Origin of the sequence: Mycobacterium sp. 1165178.9 (genome assembly GCF_001673555.1) — a bacterium.
GTDB lineage: Bacteria > Actinomycetota > Actinomycetes > Mycobacteriales > Mycobacteriaceae > Mycobacterium.
In genome coordinates this window covers 1-19017 of sequence record NZ_LZMB01000459.1, presented here as the reverse complement: position 1 = coordinate 19017, position 19017 = coordinate 1, and the positions used below count along the sequence as shown (strand labels likewise).

Below are 19017 nucleotides of genomic sequence, written 5' to 3'. Positions count from 1 at the left end.
GTCAGGCACCCAATCTGTTCAGCATCGCGCCGACGACGTTGCAGGCGCGCCGCGCGGCCTTCAAGTGGCCCTCCGCGTCGATGCGTGGCCCGATCAGTTCCAGGTCGAATCCGTGCGGGTAACCGCCGGCAAGAGTTTGGGCGAGGAACGTTTCGAGCGGAATCACACCGTCGCCGGGCACCGCGCGAGCCGGGAGCGCCCGGTCACCCAGCACGTAGTCGCTGAGCTGGATGAGCTCGGTGCGCGGCAATGCCCGCTGCACCATCGTTTCGAAATCGCCCTCCGCCCAGCAGTGGAACAGCTCGATGCAGATGCCGAGCCCGCTCATCTCGGCCAGCGTGACGGTATCGCGCAGGGTGTGGGCGAGATGGATGTCGGCGTAGAGGCTCGAGGCGTTCTCGATCGCCAGCGCCACGCCCGCCTGCTTCGCGTGCTCGACACAAGGAGCGATGATGGCGCTGAAGCGGTCGGCGGCCTGCGGCCAGGCCAGCGCGCCCCGACCGCCCGTCAGCATATAGACCACGCGCGCACCCACCGCGGCCGCGGCGTCGATCACCGGCAGCAGTGCGTCCCGTGCCGTGCGAGCGCCGGTGTCCAGCCGGCCACCGCCAAAGATGTGGCACACCGCCTCGACGGTGTAGGTGTTGCGCTGCAATAGCTTTGGGAATTGGGGGTCGAGCAGCTCACTGTCCAAGACGCTCAATCGCGACACACCGAGGGCGGCCCAATGCTTTTCCAGCTCCGCCAACGAAGCGCCGAAGAAGGTGACGTCGTGGACCGACAGACGTTTGTGGGGTGTCGCCACGTCAGTCACGGGTTTCGATTTCGACGCCGAATCGTGCACGAAACGGCTGGAATTCGGCGTTCAGCGCATTGAGGTCTTCGCCGATATCGACCAGCAGCTGGGTGGAGTAGCGGAACTTGCCGTACCGGTCGCCGCGGTTGTTCGCCAGGTAGTCGCGCATGGCGGATTCGGCCTCCGGCGTGACATCGCGGCCGGCGAACGCATAGTAGCGCTGCACCGTGCCCACCTGATCGGCGACGAAATCCGTGTAGCGGATGTGCAGGATGCGCGGATCGTCCACCATGGGATTGCTCATGGTGTTGGCGACGCCCTCCCGCGTCAACTCCAGATGCATCTTCGCCAGGGCGTGCAGGTCGACGGAACCGACCATACCGTCGGCGATGTCGGCCATCATCATCGTGCGTGAGGCGGCGACCTGAACCGGATCGCGGTGCAGCCACACCAGCGTGGCGTCGGGGTAGGCGTCGAACATCTCCTTGAGCCGGAACCCGTGAAAACCCTTCAGCACCCAGTATTTTCGCGGTCGCCGGTATTGCAATTGCTGAAGCATGGCCTTGTGCAGCCGATATTGCGCGGCCGGGTCGGTTGCCAGGCCGCCGACCAGTGACTGCATCGGCACCCGCCACCAGGCCGTAGGGGTCATCACCCGGAAGTCGAACGCCCAGGTGCGCTCGTCTTCGGGAAGGCCGTCGCCGAGCATGTCGTTGTAGGGGTGGCTGTGCAGCCACTTCGGCATCTTGGCGTTGATCTCAAGCCAGTCGGCGTCGGCGCGCGCCCGCCGGTCGTCGTCGGGTGCGGCCAGCCCCGGCGGTGGGGAGGGATACATCACCTCCCAGAACCGCAGCGCCCGGGCGTGCGGATCGACCGACATCAGGGCGTGCATAAGCGTTGTCCCCGAACGGGGCTCGCCCGTGACGAACATCGGCGACGCGATCACTTCGGCGCCGATCGGATAGCGGTTGCGGTCTTCGATGAGTTCGAGGCGCGACGTCAGCAGCCAACGGCACACCTGCGCGGCTTCGAAGCGGCCGTCGGCATCCATGCCCAGACCGTTCAGGTGGTCGACGGCGACGGCGAAGCGTTCGGGCAGAGTGGGATCGCCGTAATCGTGCAGCCCGGTTTCCGCCTCGGCGGCGGCGAGTATCTCCGCGGCGTCCAAACGTGTTGTCACGGCAGGTCTCCGCAGAGTCGCATCAGTTCGTCCTCGGCGGCGCGGACGTTCGCTGCTGAGGCCTGTGCGTATTGCAAGCCGGCCATGGCGCCGTAGTCAAGGATCTTGGGCACGCGCAGCCCCGCGTCGACGTACGTCTTGACGATCTTGGCGACCTCTCTCGGTGTGCCGTGGGGCACGACGGCCAGAACCATCTCGGGGCGCACGTTGCCGAGGAACTCCACGATCCGCTCCCGGGTCAATACGGCCGGGTCGATGTCCTGGAATCCACGCCAGTTCTCACCCATCGGATGTTCGAATCCAAAGCCGCGCAGAGTCTTCGCGGAAACCTGCAGAACAAAGGCCTTGACCAGGGGCGCCTGCAGGATCTCGGCGAGGGCGGCGTCGTCGGCACCGATCAGGCACACCTGGATGAAACAGGGGGTGATCGCCATCGGATCGCGGCCGGCGGATTCGGCCGACGACCGCACCGCGGCGAGCATCTGGGCGTAGTGCTCCGGAGTCCAGGCGCCCGCCGGCCACCACCCGTCGGCGTAGCGGCCCGCGATGTCGAGCATCCGCGGGCCGCTGGCGCCGATCCAAATCGGCGGCGGCCGGCCCTCGTAGGGTTCGGTGTCCAATCGGGCATGGTGCAGCGAATAGAACTGGCCGTCGAAGTCGAGCGGGCCGTCGCTGCGCCACAGCAACTGGATCACCGCGAGCGCTTCCTCGAAGCGGCTGACCGACCGCGAGAAGTCGAAGCCGTAGGGCACCGTGTTTTCGCTCTCGCCGCTGCCCAGTCCGAGGATGAAACGCCCCTTGGCGAGGTGATCGATGGTCAACGCCGTCTGCGCGAGCATGGCGGGGTGGCGGCGCACGGTATCGACGACGGCGCTGACCAGCGGAACCCGCTCGGTGCGCACGGCCGCCGCGGCCGCTACCGCAAGCCCGTCCAGGTGGCGGTGTGGCGAGGCCGAAGCGGTGGCCAGGTCGGTGAATTCGGGTGTCCAGATCGAGTCCGGCCAGAAGCTGACCATGTGATCGGGCAGCCAGATGGAGTGATAGCGACCGCTGTCGAGTTCCGCGAGCCCGGAGAGGTCGAGGGGGAGCGTGGTGCGCAGAAACGCTGCGGGCTGAACGGTCATCGAGACATGATGCTAAGCAGCTGCACAGCATTGTGTCGATGGTTTGGCGATTGCGCCGCACCGTCCGCCGGCCGAACGTCGAGTTGTGGGGCTGCCCTCCGGCTTGTCGCCGCAACAACTCGACGTTCGCGGGCCGAAGGGTGTCTAGCCCGAGATGATGAACTCTTCGAGCTGGGCGCGGGCGATGTCGTCCGGCAGCTGCTGCGGCGGGCTCTTCATCAGGTAGGCCGACGCGGGGATCACCGGGCCGCCGATGCCGCGGTCCTTGGCGATCTTGGCGGCGCGCACCGCGTCGATGATGACGCCCGCGGAGTTCGGCGAGTCCCAGACCTCGAGCTTGTACTCTAGGTTCAGCGGCACGTCACCGAAGGCGCGGCCCTCGAGTCGCACATAGGCCCACTTGCGGTCGTCGAGCCAGCCGACGTGATCGGACGGGCCGATGTGCACGTCCTTGGTCTTGAACTCGCGCTGCAGGTTGGAGGTAACGGCCTGCGTCTTGGAGATCTTCTTGGACTCGAGGCGCTCGCGCTCGAGCATGTTGAGGAAGTCCATGTTGCCGCCGACGTTGAGCTGCATGGTGCGGTCCAGCTGCACGCCGCGGTCTTCGAACAGCTTGGCCATCACGCGGTGGGTGATGGTCGCGCCGACCTGGCTCTTGATGTCGTCACCGACGATCGGCACGCCGGCGTCGGCGAACTTCTTGGCCCACACCGGGTCGGAGGCGATGAACACCGGCAGCGCGTTGACGAACGCCACGCCCGCGTCGATTGCGCACTGGGCGTAGAACTTGTCGGCCTCTTCGGAACCCACCGGCAGGTACGACACCAACACGTCGACGTTGGCCTCGCGCAGCGCCTGGACCACGTCGACGGCCTCGACGTCGGACACCTCGATGGTGTCGGCGTAGTACTTACCGATGCCGTCCAGCGTCGGGCCGCGCTGCACCGTCACGTTGGTGGGCGGGACGTCGGCGATCTTGATGGTGTTGTTCTCCGACGCGAAGATTGCCTCGGACAGGTCGAAGCCGACCTTCTTGGCGTCCACGTCGAACGCGGCGACGAATTTCACGTCGCGGACGTGGTACTGGCCGAACTTCACGTGCATCAAGCCGGGCACGGTGCTGTTCGCGTCGGCGTCGTAGTAGTACTGCACGCCCTGAACCAGCGAAGACGCGCAGTTACCGACGCCGACAATGGCGACTCGTACCTCCGTCGACGCCTGCGGCGCGTTCTGCTCACTCATATGGGCGTTCTCCTAACCTCTAACCACTGACTGGGATGCTGGGTTCGTGCAGGGGGTTTACGTTTGCTCGGAGAGACCTGGCATAGCCCGCTCCGCAGCGATGAGCTCGTTGAGCCACTTGACTTCGCGCTCACTTGACTCGAGCCCCAGTTGATGAAGCTGACGGGTGTAGCGGTCGAACGAGCTACTGGCCCGCGCAACGGCTTCGCGCAGACCTTCCCGCCTTTCCTCAACCTGACGGCGGCGGCCTTCCAGAATGCGCATCCGCGCCTCTGCCGGAGTCCGGTTGAAGAAAGCCAGGTGTACCCCGAAGCCGTCGTCGGTGTAGTTGTGGGGACCGGTGTCGGACACCAGCTCCCCGAAGCGCCGGCGGCCCTCGTCGGTCAACTGGTAGACGCGCCGGGCGCGCCGAACCGGCGTTCCGGCCGGGGCGGCGTTCTCGGCAATCAACCCCTCGCCCTGCATGCGCCGCAGGGCCGGGTAGAGCGATCCGTACGAAAACGCCCGGAACGCGCCGAGTAGACCGGTTAGCCGCTTGCGCAACTCATAGCCGTGCATGGGCGACTCGATCAGGAGACCCAGGATGGCAAGCTCCAGCAATCGACTCACCTCCCTGAAACAAGATTTGCGTGGCTGGTTACGACGGTTCGACGCCTCGCGCAATCGTATCGTCTCGATATATTAGCCACAACACCACCAAGTGTTGGTTTGGAGTTCGTCACAGCGCCTCGGCGCGGAATGCGCCGGGGGACCGGGCTTCTACGTGGGCAGACTCGTCTGCTTTACGGTGCCGTCACTCGAGAAGGTGACGTGACCCCCTCCGTAGTCGCTGGAGACGTACAGCGACAGCGAAAGCGCGCGCGGCGTGGTCGGGTCGGTTGCCGGCTCGACGATCAGGTACGTGCTTTTGACGTCAGACGGCCTCATGTGCAGCGTCTCGGGGGCGCCGCGCATGATGCCCACGGTCTTCGTCACGTCGAATTTGCTCAGGTCGACGGGGACGGGACCGTCCGTGGAACTTTTGGCCGAACTAGTCGGATCGCCCCAGCCGCCGCGGTAGGTATACGCCAGTATCCGGCGGTCGTCGGAGGGGTCCGGGCGGTCCAACACCGCGTATGTCGGGTAGATCACCAACCGGTAGCCGGTGGTGTCGCCCATACGCTTGCGCATCTGCTCGAACAGCCCGGTGAGGCCGCCCACCGAGTGCAGCTGGATGGGCGGCGTCAGCACCACGGCGGTGACGCCGTCCGGCTTGGCTCCCGGGTCGGTGGTGAAGTCCAGCGGCGAGCGGGTGTTCCCGTATAGCCCCCACCCGATGCCCATGCCCAGCACCACCGACACGACGAAGGCGGCGGCCAGCACCCCCCAGCCGCTGACTCGCGATACCTTCGGCCGCGAGTCGAGGGCCGGCAATGGCCGCCCCGCGTTGGTCTGCAGATCGCTCACCAAGGCCTGCAAGTCGCCCAGCGTTACCGCCTTGGTGGCCGCGCTCACCCTCTCCCGGTGTTCTTCGGCGGAGAGCTCGCCGTCGGCCAGGGCGTCGTCGAGGACCGTGCAGGTGTCTTGGCGATCGGTGTCCTTGGCGCGGGTAGTCGTTGTCGCCCCGCCGGCCAGCGGTGTCCCGAGCCATTTCGCCACGGGGATGATCGTAGAAGTCCGGTCCCGGTTTGGCCCAGCAACCACCGTCGATTACCCCGGACGGACGGCCACGGTTCGGTTGCGTATCCCTGCTCGGGATGGCGACGTACTCTGGTGGGCGTGCGATTGCAGCGACAAGTGGTGGACTACGCGCTCCGGCGGCGCTCACTGCTGGCCGAGGTGTACTCGGGCCGCACCGGCGTGTCCGAGGTTTGTGACGCGAACCCGTATCTGCTGCGCGCCGCCAAGTTTCACGGCAAACCGAGTCAGGTCATGTGCCCGATCTGCCGCAAGGAGCAGTTGACGCTGGTGTCATGGGTGTTCGGCGAACACCTCGGTGCGGTGTCGGGCTCAGCGCGCACGGCCGAAGAATTGGTGATGCTGGCAACCCGCTTCGAGGAGTTCGCGGTCCACGTGGTGGAGGTTTGCCGGACCTGCAGCTGGAACCATCTCGTCAAGTCCTATGTGCTCGGTGCGGCGCGTACGGCACCTCCGCCTAGGGGCACCGGACGCACGCGGACGGCGCGCAACAACGCCCGCACGGCCATTGAATAACGAAGGACGCCACGGTCAGTCGTCCGGTGACCCGCGTGGGCCAGCGACTGAGCGTGTAGGCAATCAGAACTCTGACGAGCGTCCGGAACCCAAGCGTCCGGACGCCGGCAGGCGCGATCCCGAACGTCGGGAAGCGCCGCCGACGATCAACCGCCGCCGTCAGGCCCCGCCCGATGACCGGATGACGACGATCTTGCCGCCGGTCAAGGATGACCGGGCTCCCCGGCGGTCCGATCCCATCGAGGAAGTCAAAGCCGCGCTGGCCGGCCCGCCTTCGACGCCCTTGCGGCGCGACGCTCTCGACGAGGTCAAGGCGGCACTGGACGGCCGGGGACCGACATCCGGCCGCCCGCAGAGGGCCAGCCTCGGCGGTGGTCCGCCCGGTGGACCGCCCCCTCCGCCCCGGCACCCCGGACGTCCAGGAGGACCCGGCGATCCCGGCGGCCGGCCCGCCCCACCGTGGCGCGACTGGGCCTGGACCGAACAGATCAACTGGCTGTGGGTCCGGCGAGCGGCCTACATCAGCGCGGCGGTGCTGGTGCTGTTGCCGATCGTCACGTTCGCGATGGCGTACTTCATCGTCGACATCCCCAAGCCGGGCGACCTTCGCACCAACCAGGTTTCGACGATCCTGGCCAGCGACGGCTCGGAGATCGCCAAGATCATCCCGCCGGAAGGCAATCGGGTTGACGTCAACATCAACCAAGTTCCCGTCCACGTGCGCCAGGCGGTGATCGCCGCCGAAGACCGCAATTTCTACTCGAACCCCGGGTTTGATTTCAGCGGTTTCGTGCGTGCGGTGAACAACAACCTCTTCGGCAGCGGCGACCTACAGGGTGGTTCGACGATCACCCAGCAGTACGTGAAGAACGCGCTGGTGGGTTCGGCCCAGCACGGAGTCAGTGGCTTGATGCGCAAGGCCAAGGAACTGGTGATCGCGACCAAGATGTCGGGGGAGTGGTCGAAAGACGATGTGCTGCAGGCCTATCTGAACATCATCTATTTCGGGCGGGGCGCCTATGGGATTTCGGCCGCCGCCAAGGCCTACTTCAACAAACCCGTCGAGCAGCTCACGGTCTCCGAAGGCGCACTGCTGGCGGCGCTCATCCGCCGGCCGTCGACCCTGGACCCGGCGGTCGATCCGCAAGGCGCCAGGGCGCGCTGGGCGTGGGTGCTCGACGGCATGGTGGAAACCAAGGCGCTGTCTCCGAGTGACCGCTCCGCGCAGCAGTTTCCGCCGACCGTGCCGCCGGATCAGGCGCGCGCGCAGAACCAGACGACCGGGCCCAGCGGGCTGATCGAGCGTCAGGTGACCAGAGAGTTGATGGAGCTGTTCAACATCGACGAGCGCACCCTGAACACCCAGGGCCTGCAGGTCACCACCACCATCGAGCCCAAGGCTCAGCAGGCTGCGGAAAAGGCGGTGTCGAAGTACCTCGACGGCCAGGACCCGGATATGCGCTCGGCGGCGGTCTCGGTCGACCCGCACGACGGCGCGATCCGTGCGTACTTCGGCGGCACCGACGCCAACGGTTTCGACTTCGCTCAGGCCGGACTGCAGACCGGGTCGTCATTCAAGGTGTTCGCGCTGGTGGCCGCCCTGGAACAGGGCATCGGGCTGGGTTATCAGGTCGACAGTTCACCGCTGACGGTCGACGGCATCAAGATCACCAACGTCGAGGGCGAGAGCTGCGGGACCTGTAACCTCGCCCAGGCGCTCAAGATGTCGCTCAACACCTCCTACTACCGGCTGATGCTCAAGCTCAAGGGGGGCCCGCAGGCCGTCGCCGACGCGGCCCACCAGGCCGGCATCGCCACCAGCTTCCCCGGTGTGGACCACACCCTTTCCGAGGACGGCAAGGGCGGCCCGCCGAACAACGGCGTCGTGCTGGGCCAGTATCAAACCCGGGTGTTCGACATGGCCTCCGCCTACGCCACGCTGGCGGCCTCCGGCGTCTATCACCAACCGCACTTCGTGCAGAAGGTCGTCAACTCCGACGGCCAGGTCCTTTTCGACGCCGCCAACTCCGAAAACAAGAGCGAGCAGCGCGTGCCCAAGGCCGTCGCCGACAACGTCACCGCGGCCATGGTGCCGATCGCCGCCTATTCCCGCGGCCACGCGCTGGCCGGCGGTAGGCCGTCGGCGGCCAAGACCGGCACCACCCAGCTCGGGGACACCACCTCCAACAAGGACGCCTGGATGGTGGGCTACACGCCTTCGCTGTCCACGGCGGTGTGGGTGGGCACGGCCAAAGGAGATAGCCCGCTGGTAACCGCTTCGGGCGGACCGGTTTACGGTTCGGGGCTGCCGTCAGACATCTGGAAGTCCACGATGGACGGGGCGCTCAAGGGCACCTCCAACGAATCCTTCCCCAAGCCGACGGAGATCGGCGGCTACGCGGGCGTGCCCGTTGCGCCGCCGCCACCACCGCCGCCGTCGGAGACCGTCATTCAGCCCACCATCGAGGTGGCGCCGGGGATCACTATTCCGGTCGGTCCGCCCACGACGATCACCGCGGCGCCACCGGCACCCGGCGGCCCGCCGGGTGGCCCGGAGCCGGGCGGCCCGTTCGGTGGCCCGCCGTTTGGGGGTCCCCCGGGCGGTGGTGGCGTCCCGCCGGGTGGACCCCAAGCGCCGCCACCGCCACCGTGACCGAAGCCGCGGAGGACGGCGCGACCACTTCACCGCAGTCGCTGGCCGCGGATCTGCGCAGCGCCGACAACCGAGATTGCCCGAGCCGCACCGACTTTCTGGGCGCCGCGCTCGCCGACGTCATCGGGGGACCGGTGGGCCGGCACGCGCTGATCGGCCGCTCTCGGCTTATGACCCCGCTGCGGGTGATGTTCTTGATCGGGCTGGTCTTCCTGGCGCTGGGCTGGTCGACGAAGGCGGCCTGCCTGCAAAGCACCGGCACCGGGACCGGCGATCAACGGGTGGCCAACTGGGACAACCAACGCGCTTACTACGAATTGTGCTACTCCGACACCGTGCCGCTCTACGGCGCAGAGTTGTTGAGCCAAGGCAAATTTCCCTACAAGTCGAGCTGGGTCGAGACCGATTCGACCGGCGCCCAGCAGATCCGCTACGACGGTCAGCCCGCGGTGCGCTACATGGAGTATCCCGTGCTGACAGGGATCTACCAGTACGTGTCGATGGCTTTGGCCAAGACCTACACCGCGCTGAGCAAGCTCGCCCCACTTCCGGTGGTCGCCGAGGTGGTGATGTTCTTCGATGTCGCGGCATTCGGGCTGGCCCTGGCCTGGCTTGCCACCGTATGGGCGAGCGCGGGCCTGGCCGGGCGGCGGATCTGGGACGCCGCCCTGGTGGCCGGCTCGCCGATATTGATCTTTCAGATATTCACCAACTTTGACGCGCTGGCAACGGCTTTCGCGATGGCCGGGCTATTGGCCTGGGCGCGACGGAAACCGGTGCTGGCCGGCGTGCTGATCGGCTTGGGTGCCGCGGCGAAGCTGTATCCGTTGCTGTTCTTGGGTCCGATGCTGCTTCTGGGAGTCCGAACCGGGCAGCTGCGCGCGTGGGTGCGCACGGCGGTGGCGGCCGGGGTGACCTGGCTGTTGGTGAACCTGCCTGTGCTGGTGTTTTTCCCCCGCGGGTGGTCGGAGTTCTTCCGGCTCAACACCCGGCGCGCCGAGGACATGGACTCGCTGTACAACGTCATCAAGTCGTTCACCGGTTGGCGGGGATTCGATCCCAAGCTCGGGTTCTGGCAGCCGCCGACGGTCCTCAACACCGTCGTCGCGGTTCTGTTCGTGGCGTGTTGCGCCGCAATCGCATTCATCGCGTTGACCGCGCCGCAACGCCCGCGAGTGACGCAGCTGGTGTTCTTGGTGATCGCGGCTTTCCTGCTGACCAACAAGGTGTGGAGCCCGCAGTTCTCGCTGTGGCTGGTGCCGCTGGCGGTGCTCGCCCTCCCGCACCGGCGGCTGCTGCTGGCATGGATGACCGTCGACGCGCTGGTGTGGGTGCCGCGGATGTACTACCTGTATGGCAACCCCAACCGCTCGCTGCCCGAACAGTTCTTCACCACGACCGTGCTGCTGCGCGATCTCGCGGTTATCATGTTGTGCGCGTTAGTGATTCGCCAGATATACCGGCCCGGCGAGGATTTGGTGCGATGGGGCGCACGGGTGGACGACCCGGCGGGCGGACCGTTCGACCGCGCGGCCGACGCGCCACCCGGCTGGTTGCCGGACTGGTTGCGGCCGGTCGGGTCGCGCCGCTCGAACGTCCCGGCGTCCGACGACGCCGACGAGCAACCCGCAGTGGTAAGCGGCGCCAGGTCATGACGCGGGTCGCCATCCCGATCTTTCCGCGATTCACCGCGCTCGACGCCGTGGGGCCTTACGAGGTGCTGCAACGCATTCCGTCGATCGAGGTCGTGTTCGTCGGGCACCAGCGCCGCGAGGTGCGGACCGAGAACGGGATGCTCGGCGTCAGCTGTGACGCCACCTTCGACGAGGTGGACGCCCCCGATGTGGTGGTGTTCCCCGGCGGCATCGGCACCCGGCAGCTGATTTACGACGAGGCCATCAAGGCGTGGCTGCAGGCGGTGCACCGCACGACCACGTTCACCACCTCGGTGTGTACCGGTGCCCTGCTGCTGGCTGCGGCCGGACTGCTCGACGGGCTCACCGCTACCACCCACTGGCGGGCCGCCGAGCTTCTCGATGGTCTGGGCGCCCGCTACGTGCCGGAACGAGTCGTCGAACACCTGCCGCAGCGGATCATCACCGCCGCCGGGGTGTCCAGCGGCATCGACATGGCCCTGCGTCTGGTGGAACTGCTCGTCGATCGCCAGGCCGCACAGGCGGCTCAGCTGCTCATCGAATACGACCCGCAGCCGCCCTTCGATTCGGGCGCCCTCGCCAAGGCCGATCCCACGACCGTGGCAAGGGCACACGAATACTTGGCCGCCCGGCAATAGCGGGGTTGCCCAATCGGCCGGATTTTTCTGGTCAGCTCGCTATCCGGTAGCCTGGTGCGGTTGCCGACGCAGGCGGCCCTCCTGCCACGGAACGTCCGTGGCCGCTTGAGACCAGAGGAGGTGGTGAGGTTTCCATGCGTCCATACGAAATCATGGTCATTCTTGACCCCACGCTCGACGAGCGCACCGTTGCCCCATCCTTGGAGACGTTCCTCAACGTCGTCCGCAAGGATGGTGGATCCGTCGACAAGGTCGACATCTGGGGCCGGCGCCGTCTGGCTTACGAGATCGCCAAGCACGCCGAAGGCATCTACGTCGTCGTCGACCTGAAAGCCGAGCCGGCGACGGTATCCGAGCTCGACCGGCAGCTGAGCCTCAACGAGTCGGTACTGCGCACCAAGGTGATGCGCACCGACAAGCACTAACAGCCTTGGCTGCGTCGCGTGCTTCTCGTCGGCGCACCTGCTTAGGCTGTGGAGAGCTCAGCGAAAGTACGCTCATGACACCCACCACCCGAGCGGCGAGGAACAGGGCCGGAACGAGGAGGAAACTGTGGCTGGTGACACCACTATCACCGTTGTCGGAAACCTGACCGCCGACCCCGAACTGCGGTTCACCCCGTCGGGTGCCGCCGTCGCGAACTTCACCGTGGCGTCGACACCGCGAATCTATGACCGCCAGAGCGGGGAGTGGAAAGACGGCGAGGCGCTGTTCCTGCGGTGCAACATCTGGCGCGAAGCTGCCGAGAACGTCGCGGAGAGCCTCACGCGTGGTGCCCGGGTGATCGTCACGGGTCGGCTCAAGCAGCGCTCTTTTGAGACTCGTGAAGGTGAGAAGCGCACCGTCGTCGAGGTCGAGGTCGACGAAATCGGTCCCTCGCTGCGGTATGCCACAGCCAAGGTCAACAAGGCCAGTCGCAGCGGCGGTGGCGGTGGTGGCGGCGGTTTCGGCGGTGGCGGCGGCGGCGGATCCCGCCAGCAGCCGGCCCCGGCGAGCAGTGCGCCCGCCGACGACCCGTGGGGCAGTGCGCCCGCATCGGGCTCGTTCGGCGGCGGGGACGACGAACCGCCCTTCTGATCAAAGAAAACTTCAGTAATAGAGAACGGATAGAAAGACAGACATGGCCAAGTCCAACAAGCGGCGGCCGGCTCCGGAAAAGCCGGTCAAGGCACGCAAATGTGTCTTCTGCGCCAAAAAGGATCAAGCGATCGACTACAAGGACACCGCGCTGCTGCGTACCTACATCAGCGAGCGCGGCAAGATTCGTGCGCGTCGCGTCACCGGCAATTGTGTGCAGCACCAGCGTGACATCGCCATCGCGGTGAAGAATGCCCGCGAGGTGGCGCTGCTGCCCTTTACCTCCTCGGCGCGATAGTCGCCGCAGGCCTACCGAAAGTACGAAACGATGAAGCTGATTCTGACGGCTGACGTCGACCACCTGGGTGCCGTCGGCGACACAGTCGAGGTCAAGGACGGTTACGGCCGCAACTTCCTGCTCCCTCGCGGCCTGGCGATCGTGGCCTCCCGCGGCGCGCAGCGGCAGGCGGACGATATCCGCCGGGCCCGCGAAACCAAGGCCGTGCGCGATCTTGGGCACGCCAACGAACTGAAGACGGCGATCGAAGCTCTCGGCCCGGTCTCGCTGCCGGTCAAGACCGCGGCCGATTCCGGAAAGCTGTTCGGTTCGGTGACCGCCGGCGATGTCGTCGCGGCGATCAAGAAGGCCGGCGGCCCCAACCTGGACAAGCGGATCGTGCGGCTGCCCAAATCGCACATCAAGGCCGTCGGGACACACCCGGTGGCGGTGCACCTGCACCCCGAGGTGGACGTCGAGGTCCCGCTCGAGGTCGTCGCGCAGAGTTAAGCACCCGACATTTGCTCGTTCCCGGCGGTGGCCTTGATCGGCCGCCGCCGGGCTTCGTTGCGCTGCGGGCACGCGGGCGCACTCCGCCGGTGTAGATCGCGGACGTGCTCCCTGGCGAACAATTTCCGGGGTGCATTCCGCGGGGGCGCTTTACCGGCCCGTAACGCTGGGAAAACGCGGCGTAAAGCCAACACGCCCGGCGCAGTAACCTGGCCCGACACGCCGTAGAGATTCTTGTCCACACGAATTGCATGGCGTTGTATGGCCGGTATCTGCAGCGATGTCCTAGCCCTTTGCATTAATCCACAGGTTCTCCACACCCCGCTCAACACAGGTGTCGACGGATATGCACACACGATGCACAGCTTCATAAACAGCACCCCCTTTGCCTACTAGCCAGCAACGTTTAACGTCGTCCCGGCGCCGGGCGTACGGGTGCTCTGCGGCGCAGGTTGTCAGGATCTTGACTTACGCTCGATGTCGGCTATCGAATGTATGTTCGGATGCGTGAGCCAGGGGAGGAGGGAATCCGTGGCGGTCGTCGATGACTTGGCATCGGGCATGGATTCCTCGCCGCCAAGCGAGGACTTCGGGCGTCAGCCACCGCAGGACATGGCGGCCGAGCAGGCGGTGCTGGGCGGCATGCTGCTCAGCAAGGACGCCATCGCCGACGTCCTCGAACGGCTGCGGCCCGGCGACTTCTACCGCCCCGCCCACCAGAACGTCTACGACGCGATCCTGGACCTCTACGGGCGTGGCGAACCGGCCGACGCGGTGACGGTCGCCGCAGAACTGGACCGCCGCAACCTGCTGCGCCGCATCGGCGGGGCGCCGTATCTGCACACGCTGATCTCGACGGTGCCGACCGCGGCCAACGCGAGCTACTACGCGACCATCGTGGCCGAGAAGGCGCTCCTGCGGCGCCTCGTGGAGGCCGGCACCCGGGTCGTGCAGTACGGCTACGCGGGCGCCGAGGGCGCCGACGTGGCCGAGGTGGTCGACCGCGCGCAGGCCGAGATCTACGAGGTGGCCGAGCGTCGGACGTCGGAGGATTTCGTTCCGCTCGAGGATCTGCTGCAGCCGACCATGGACGAGATCGACGCCATCGCCTCCAACGGCGGCGTCGCGCGCGGCGTCCCAACCGGTTTCACCGAGCTCGACGAGGTGACCAACGGTCTGCATGCCGGGCAGATGATCATCGTGGCGGCCAGGCCCGGCGTCGGGAAATCCACGCTGGGACTGGATTTTTTGCGCTCGTGCTCGATCAAGCACCGCATGGCCAGCGTCATCTTCTCGCTGGAGATGAGCAAGTCCGAGATCGTCATGCGGCTGTTATCGGCGGAAGCGAAAATCAAACTCGCAGACATGCGGTCCGGTCGCATGAGCGACGAAGACTGGACGCGGCTGGCGCGGCGGATGAGCGAAATCAGCGAAGCGCCGCTGTATATCGACGACTCGCCGAACCTGACGATGATGGAGATCCGAGCCAAGGCCCGCCGGCTACGCCAGAAATCCGACCTACGTCTGGTCGTGGTCGACTATCTGCAGCTGATGTCGTCGGGAAAGAAGGTCGAGTCACGCCAGCTCGAGGTGTCCGAATTCTCCCGCCAACTCAAGCTGCTGGCGAAGGAGCTGGAGGTGCCCGTTGTCGCGATCAGCCAGCTGAACCGCGGTCCCGAGCAGCGCACCGACAAGAAGCCCATGCTGTCGGACCTTCGCGAATCGGGATCCCTGGAGCAGGATGCGGATATGGTCATCCTGCTCAACCGGCCAGACGCGTTCGAGCGCGACGATCCACGCGGGGGAGAGGCGGACTTCATTCTCGCCAAACACCGAAACGGCCCGACCAAGACGGTGACGGTCGCGCACCAGCTGCACCTGTCGCGGTTCACCAACATGGCGCGGTGATCTAGGTCCAAGTAGGTTCCAGATTTGAGCGCCTGAATTCCAGACTTTGTGACGTAAGGATGGCGGATCCGCCGCGAAGGTCGGAATCGGCTAGCGCGACAAGGCTACGATCTCACGTCGGTGTCGCCCCGTCGCCTGCGGTTGCGAGTTGATGGGTTCGCGAAAACGTTGTGCACCACGGGTATTGGCGGTCCGAAGTCCAAATATCAGCTGTCATCCATGATGGTAAATTCCTGTTTTACGGCGTGCATGCCGCAATTCGTAAATGTTGGGTGAGCTCGCTGACCGCCTGCTCCCCCTGCGCAGTCTGGTTCTGACCAGTCGGTGTCGCTGTGGCCCCCCCGACTACCGCAGTGGGTCGGCTTCGTGCCCTGAAAAGGAAGCCACCCGACTTCGCAAATTTCAGGTTCCGGCAACGTGATGACGGTGGGCCGAAAACAGTTCGCCGAACTCGGCGATGGCTGCGTGAGCCGCAGCACCATCGCGGTCGTGTTGAAGAGCGGGCGAGGCAAGACACACCAATGCCCGCGCCAGCGCCAGCACCCCAACTTGGTGACGTTCGGCGACACTGACCAACTCGGTTAACGCGTCGTCGAGGCTGCAGCCCTGCATCGCAATCAGTACGCCTTTGGCGACATCAAAGATCCGCGCATCCGAATACTCACCGCAGTTCATCGCCGCCTCACCTCACTTCGTGCCAGCACCCGCCACAGGCGCGGGGATACCCGGGTAAAGGGCTCCTATTCGCATTGTCTGGGCGGCCTTGACGACGAATACAGAGGTATGCGCCGATCAAACCCGCTCGAACCAAACCGTCCCTAAGCTTCGAAGGATGCCTGCCGTCAACGGGGCCTGAATGCCTACTCGTCATTGCGGTGGAGGGACTGGCTGATTACCTACTGTGAGCAATCACGGCGTTGGTCAGGTTAGGGGGCCGAAGACCTGGTCCGGGATTGTGCGCGCGCGACGCCTTGCGGCCGTTGAGTCGGCGGATCGTGGATATGGGTTGCCGCCTTACGCGGCCAGGAACTCCGCGGCGTGGCGCCGGGCGAATTGCGCGAAGCTGGTCGGCTCGACCCCGAAGGTCTCGTGGGTGCTCAGGTCGACGTAGGACTTCGTGCACCGGGCACGTTCACTGAACAGCTCGTCGATCAGGTCTAGGGCGTCATCGGGCAATCCGGCGGCGGCGAGCTGGCGGCGCTTCTCCTCCAACGAGACAGCGCGGTACTTGAAGGGGGCGCCGGTGGCCTGAGAGATCTGGTCGACGACCTGGTTCATTGTGAGCGCCTCGGGTCCCGTCATGAAGTAGCGCTTGCCTTCGTGGCCCGGCGAGTGCAGAAGCGCGACAGCCACTTTCGCGATGTCTTCGATGTCGACGGGGGACAACTCACTCTCGCCGATCGGCATTACGAGTTCACGCCGGATGGGGTCGACGCCCGTCACTGTGCTCGGCAGGTAGAACTGCATGAATTGCACCGGTCGAATGTGAGTCCATGCGATCCCGCATCCTTCGAGGTAGCGCTCGACGTGCGCGTGCCAGCGGCCCGCACGGAAAGCATAGGGATCGAAACCGATGCCGGAATCGATGCCGGCGATCTTGACGATGTGTTGCACGCCAGCCGACTTCGCTGCCTCTATAAACGTGCATTGAGTGTCCATCATCTGCACTCCGGCAGTGGAGATCATCAGTGCGCGCTCCACCCCGTCGAGGGCCGCCGAGAGGGTCTTTGGTGCGAGCATGTCGCCGGTGACCACGTCGACGGTGGGTAGGGCGTCGAACTGCGCCGCCTGGGCGGACTGTCGCACTAGCGCTCGAACGGGCAATCCCCGGTGTGCGAACTCGCGGATGACGATCGAGCCGGTCAGTCCTGCCGCTCCGGTAACAAGAATCATGATTCCTCCTGGGTGAAAACGCTCGGCAAACGTGCACTTGCACTATAAAACCATCAACTTCATAAAAACAAGTGCCCGATAGTAAGTAAAAACTGACATGCTAAAGTGGAGCAATGGCAAGCGAACCCGGCGGAGGCGGTGTGACAACCAAGTCGGATCGGCGCAGTTACGGCGACGCCTGCGCCACCGCCCGAGCCCTCGACGTTGTCGGGGAACGCTGGGCTCTGCTGATTGTCCGTGAACTGCTCTTCGGTCCGAAACGCTTCGGCGACTTGCAATCCGGGCTTGGCACCGTGCGACCGAACGTATTGTCGCAGCGGCTGCGCGAACTCGAAGGCTCCGGAGTCATCCGACGGCGGCGACTCGGTCGCCCGGCATCGGTGTGGGTCTACGAACTCACGGAGTGGGGACGCCAACTCGAGGGAGTGCTGCTGATGCTCGGCGAATGGGGTCAAGCCGTGCCCATCGACGCGCAGAACGCGAGGATAAGCGTCGATGCCCTCATGCTTGCCCTCAAGACCCATTTCGACGCCACCAGCGCCCCTGGCCTCGCCGCCACCATCCGCATCGTGCTCGACGAAGACCAATTCACAGTCGCCATCGGCGATGGGGGACTGACGATCTCGCGGGAAGAAACCCCGAAATTCGACGCCGTGCTCTACACCGATGCCGTCACCTTCAAGGCGCTAATTATCGATGGCGAACCCCGACAACGCGCCCAACGCGAACGCCGACTCAGCGTCAGAGGGGATTCTCAAAGCGTCGACCGCCTCCTGGCCGCGCTTCGCTGACGTGCGACGCCAATAACGGAGGGATGCAGGTTCTCGCAGGGCGCGGGTGCCTTCGGTGCCGGAGCTGTAATCGGCTATGAGCGCGGGAATCTCTTGATGATCCTGCGGCGGAGGGATTTTCAACTTTCTCTTGCCAAGGCCGGCGCTCTGAGCTATATAAAAATATATGCCGTGAGGCATAGATAATCGCTGCGAACAGACAGATAGATGGGAGTGTTGGAGGTGACGACCATGTTGGTGCGTAGCGATCCGTTCCGTGACCTCGATCGCTTCACTCAGCAGGTGTCAGGTACCGCGGCGCGTCCGGCGGTGATGCCGATGGATGCCTGGCGCGACGGCGAGCAGTTCGTCGTCGAGTTCGACCTGCCGGGAATCGATGAGCAGTCGCTGGAACTCGATATCGAACGCAATGTGGTAACGGTGCGCGCGGAACGCCCCGATATCGATCCAAGCCGAGAAATGCTGGCCACCGAACGGGCGCGGGGGGTGTTCAGTCGGCAGTTGGTGCTCGGTGACAATCTCGACACGGACCACATCGATGCGTGCTACGACGCGGGGGTCCTCCGGTTGCGTATTCCGGTAGCCGAGAAAGCCAAGCCCCGCAAGATCGCGGTCAAGCGCGAAGACAGGCAGTACGCCGCCATCAGCGCGTGATCGGCCGGTTCGATGCGGACAGAACGCGGGTTACTGATGATGCAGTGCGGCAGAGGGGCAGCGGCGGCGCCAGGTACGGTCTCCGACGGTTCGGTTTCGCAGGCAGCGGTCCTGCTAGACGAGGGCCCGGAGTTGTCCATGCTGATCGCTGAGGTCGACGCCATCTTGTGCGATGCGGCGGCAACCCTGCTTCGTCCGCCCCCATCGTCCCTGCTGCCGGGTTGCGCCCTGGTCGCGCCGCGGGCATCTGGTCGGTCCTATGCGGTCTCCGTGCAGGCTTGGAGTGCGCCCGCGCCCGATGTGCGCGCCGTGCAGCGCAGCCCTCCGCGAGCAACATTTGCGAAAAAAGGCGACACAGCATTTAAGGAAGGCAGGTGATGGCATCACACTGAGGATGACTAGGCCAGTCCGCCGGCCGGGGAAGAC

19 protein-coding genes are annotated in these 19017 nt (G+C 65.5%); 11 read left to right on the top strand and 8 right to left on the bottom strand.

From position 1 onward, the window contains the following. Position 1: 1 nt before the first annotated feature. The 6 genes from A5652_RS19560 to A5652_RS19535 all read right to left on the bottom strand — a co-directional run bounded on the left by A5652_RS19560 (position 2) and on the right by A5652_RS19535 (position 5980). Entirely contained in the window at positions 2–805 is an 804-nt protein-coding gene (locus tag A5652_RS19560; RefSeq protein ID WP_156745439.1) for a sugar phosphate isomerase/epimerase, read from the bottom strand. A 1-nt stretch (position 806) separates the two neighbouring features. Next, on the bottom strand, positions 807–1976 hold the full coding sequence (locus tag A5652_RS19555) for a sulfotransferase (RefSeq protein WP_067355254.1): 1170 nt from the start codon (positions 1974–1976) through the stop codon (positions 807–809). Next, positions 1973–3100 (bottom strand): LLM class flavin-dependent oxidoreductase, encoded by a 1128-nt coding sequence (locus A5652_RS19550; RefSeq protein WP_067355251.1) that lies wholly within the window; start codon positions 3098–3100, stop codon positions 1973–1975. The genes A5652_RS19555 and A5652_RS19550 overlap by 4 nt, the downstream gene beginning before the upstream one ends. A 144-nt stretch (positions 3101–3244) precedes the next feature. After that, a complete protein-coding gene (locus tag A5652_RS19545) occupies positions 3245–4342 on the bottom strand; it encodes an inositol-3-phosphate synthase (RefSeq protein WP_067355247.1) in 1098 nt (365 codons plus the stop codon). Between the two features lie 57 nt (positions 4343–4399). After that, entirely contained in the window at positions 4400–4942 is a 543-nt protein-coding gene (locus tag A5652_RS19540) for a PadR family transcriptional regulator (protein ID WP_067131390.1), read from the bottom strand. Between the two features lie 159 nt (positions 4943–5101). Further along, a complete protein-coding gene (locus A5652_RS19535) occupies positions 5102–5980 on the bottom strand; it encodes a DUF1707 domain-containing protein (RefSeq protein ID WP_067355243.1) in 879 nt (292 codons plus the stop codon). A 120-nt stretch (positions 5981–6100) separates the two neighbouring features. Between A5652_RS19535 and A5652_RS19530 the strand changes: the two genes are divergently transcribed. The 9 genes from A5652_RS19530 to dnaB all read left to right on the top strand — a co-directional run bounded on the left by A5652_RS19530 (position 6101) and on the right by dnaB (position 15253). Then, complete coding sequence (locus A5652_RS19530; protein WP_065029591.1) at positions 6101–6535, top strand: DUF5318 family protein; 435 nt, start codon at positions 6101–6103, stop codon at positions 6533–6535. Positions 6536–6716: 181 nt separating this feature from the next. Then, positions 6717–9188: a transglycosylase domain-containing protein gene (locus A5652_RS19525; RefSeq protein WP_156745437.1), complete on the top strand. Its 2472-nt coding sequence runs from the start codon at positions 6717–6719 to the stop codon at positions 9186–9188. After that, positions 9185–10843 carry a glycosyltransferase family 87 protein gene (locus A5652_RS19520; protein WP_067355237.1) on the top strand — a complete coding sequence of 553 codons (1659 nt, stop codon included), beginning with the start codon at positions 9185–9187 and terminating at the stop codon, positions 10841–10843. Before A5652_RS19525 ends, A5652_RS19520 begins: the two co-directional genes overlap by 4 nt. After that, positions 10840–11481 (top strand): DJ-1/PfpI family protein, encoded by a 642-nt coding sequence (locus A5652_RS19515; protein WP_067355233.1) that lies wholly within the window; start codon positions 10840–10842, stop codon positions 11479–11481. The genes A5652_RS19520 and A5652_RS19515 overlap by 4 nt, the downstream gene beginning before the upstream one ends. A gap of 134 nt (positions 11482–11615) precedes the next feature. Further along, positions 11616–11906, top strand: a complete 291-nt coding sequence (gene rpsF, locus A5652_RS19510; RefSeq protein ID WP_007771721.1) for a 30S ribosomal protein S6 — start codon at positions 11616–11618, stop codon at positions 11904–11906. Between the two features lie 127 nt (positions 11907–12033). Then, complete coding sequence (locus A5652_RS19505) at positions 12034–12558, top strand: single-stranded DNA-binding protein (RefSeq protein WP_067355230.1); 525 nt, start codon at positions 12034–12036, stop codon at positions 12556–12558. A 43-nt stretch (positions 12559–12601) separates the two neighbouring features. Next, complete coding sequence (gene rpsR, locus A5652_RS19500; protein ID WP_003874730.1) at positions 12602–12856, top strand: 30S ribosomal protein S18; 255 nt, start codon at positions 12602–12604, stop codon at positions 12854–12856. Between the two features lie 30 nt (positions 12857–12886). Then, positions 12887–13345 carry a 50S ribosomal protein L9 gene (rplI, locus tag A5652_RS19495; protein ID WP_067355227.1) on the top strand — a complete coding sequence of 153 codons (459 nt, stop codon included), beginning with the start codon at positions 12887–12889 and terminating at the stop codon, positions 13343–13345. Positions 13346–13876: 531 nt separating this feature from the next. Further along, entirely contained in the window at positions 13877–15253 is a 1377-nt protein-coding gene (gene dnaB / locus A5652_RS19490) for a replicative DNA helicase (RefSeq protein WP_067355224.1), read from the top strand. Positions 15254–15655: 402 nt separating this feature from the next. Here dnaB and A5652_RS19485 read toward each other — a convergent pair whose 3' ends face one another. Both A5652_RS19485 and A5652_RS19480 read right to left on the bottom strand, forming a co-directional pair. After that, positions 15656–15928 carry an ANTAR domain-containing protein gene (locus A5652_RS19485; protein WP_067355222.1) on the bottom strand — a complete coding sequence of 91 codons (273 nt, stop codon included), beginning with the start codon at positions 15926–15928 and terminating at the stop codon, positions 15656–15658. Positions 15929–16267: 339 nt separating this feature from the next. After that, positions 16268–17146: an NmrA family NAD(P)-binding protein gene (locus A5652_RS19480; RefSeq protein WP_067355219.1), complete on the bottom strand. Its 879-nt coding sequence runs from the start codon at positions 17144–17146 to the stop codon at positions 16268–16270. Between the two features lie 113 nt (positions 17147–17259). Between A5652_RS19480 and A5652_RS19475 the strand changes: the two genes are divergently transcribed. Together A5652_RS19475 and A5652_RS19470 are read left to right on the top strand one after the other, a co-directional pair. Continuing rightward, on the top strand, positions 17260–17937 hold the full coding sequence (locus tag A5652_RS19475; protein ID WP_067355216.1) for a helix-turn-helix domain-containing protein: 678 nt from the start codon (positions 17260–17262) through the stop codon (positions 17935–17937). A 231-nt stretch (positions 17938–18168) separates the two neighbouring features. Then, positions 18169–18591 (top strand): Hsp20/alpha crystallin family protein, encoded by a 423-nt coding sequence (locus tag A5652_RS19470; RefSeq protein WP_067355310.1) that lies wholly within the window; start codon positions 18169–18171, stop codon positions 18589–18591. Positions 18592–19017: the final 426 nt, after the last annotated feature.

Bases quoted from the DNA above. Each gene is read 5' to 3' on its own strand.
- A5652_RS19550 (WP_067355251.1), bottom strand. From the start codon at position 3,100: ATGACCGTTCAGCCCGCAGCGTTTCTGCGCACCACGCTCCCCCTCGAC.
- A5652_RS19545 (WP_067355247.1), bottom strand. From the start codon at position 4,342: ATGAGTGAGCAGAACGCGCCGCAGGCGTCGACGGAGGTACGAGTCGCC.
- A5652_RS19525 (WP_156745437.1), top strand. From the start codon at position 6,717: ATGACGACGATCTTGCCGCCGGTCAAGGATGACCGGGCTCCCCGGCGG.
- A5652_RS19515 (WP_067355233.1), top strand. From the start codon at position 10,840: ATGACGCGGGTCGCCATCCCGATCTTTCCGCGATTCACCGCGCTCGAC.
- rpsF (WP_007771721.1), top strand. From the start codon at position 11,616: ATGCGTCCATACGAAATCATGGTCATTCTTGACCCCACGCTCGACGAG.
- rpsR (WP_003874730.1), top strand. From the start codon at position 12,602: ATGGCCAAGTCCAACAAGCGGCGGCCGGCTCCGGAAAAGCCGGTCAAG.
- rplI (WP_067355227.1), top strand. From the start codon at position 12,887: ATGAAGCTGATTCTGACGGCTGACGTCGACCACCTGGGTGCCGTCGGC.
- A5652_RS19485 (WP_067355222.1), bottom strand. From the start codon at position 15,928: ATGAACTGCGGTGAGTATTCGGATGCGCGGATCTTTGATGTCGCCAAA.
- A5652_RS19480 (WP_067355219.1), bottom strand. From the start codon at position 17,146: ATGATTCTTGTTACCGGAGCGGCAGGACTGACCGGCTCGATCGTCATC.
- A5652_RS19475 (WP_067355216.1), top strand. From the start codon at position 17,260: ATGGCAAGCGAACCCGGCGGAGGCGGTGTGACAACCAAGTCGGATCGG.
- A5652_RS19470 (WP_067355310.1), top strand. From the start codon at position 18,169: ATGTTGGTGCGTAGCGATCCGTTCCGTGACCTCGATCGCTTCACTCAG.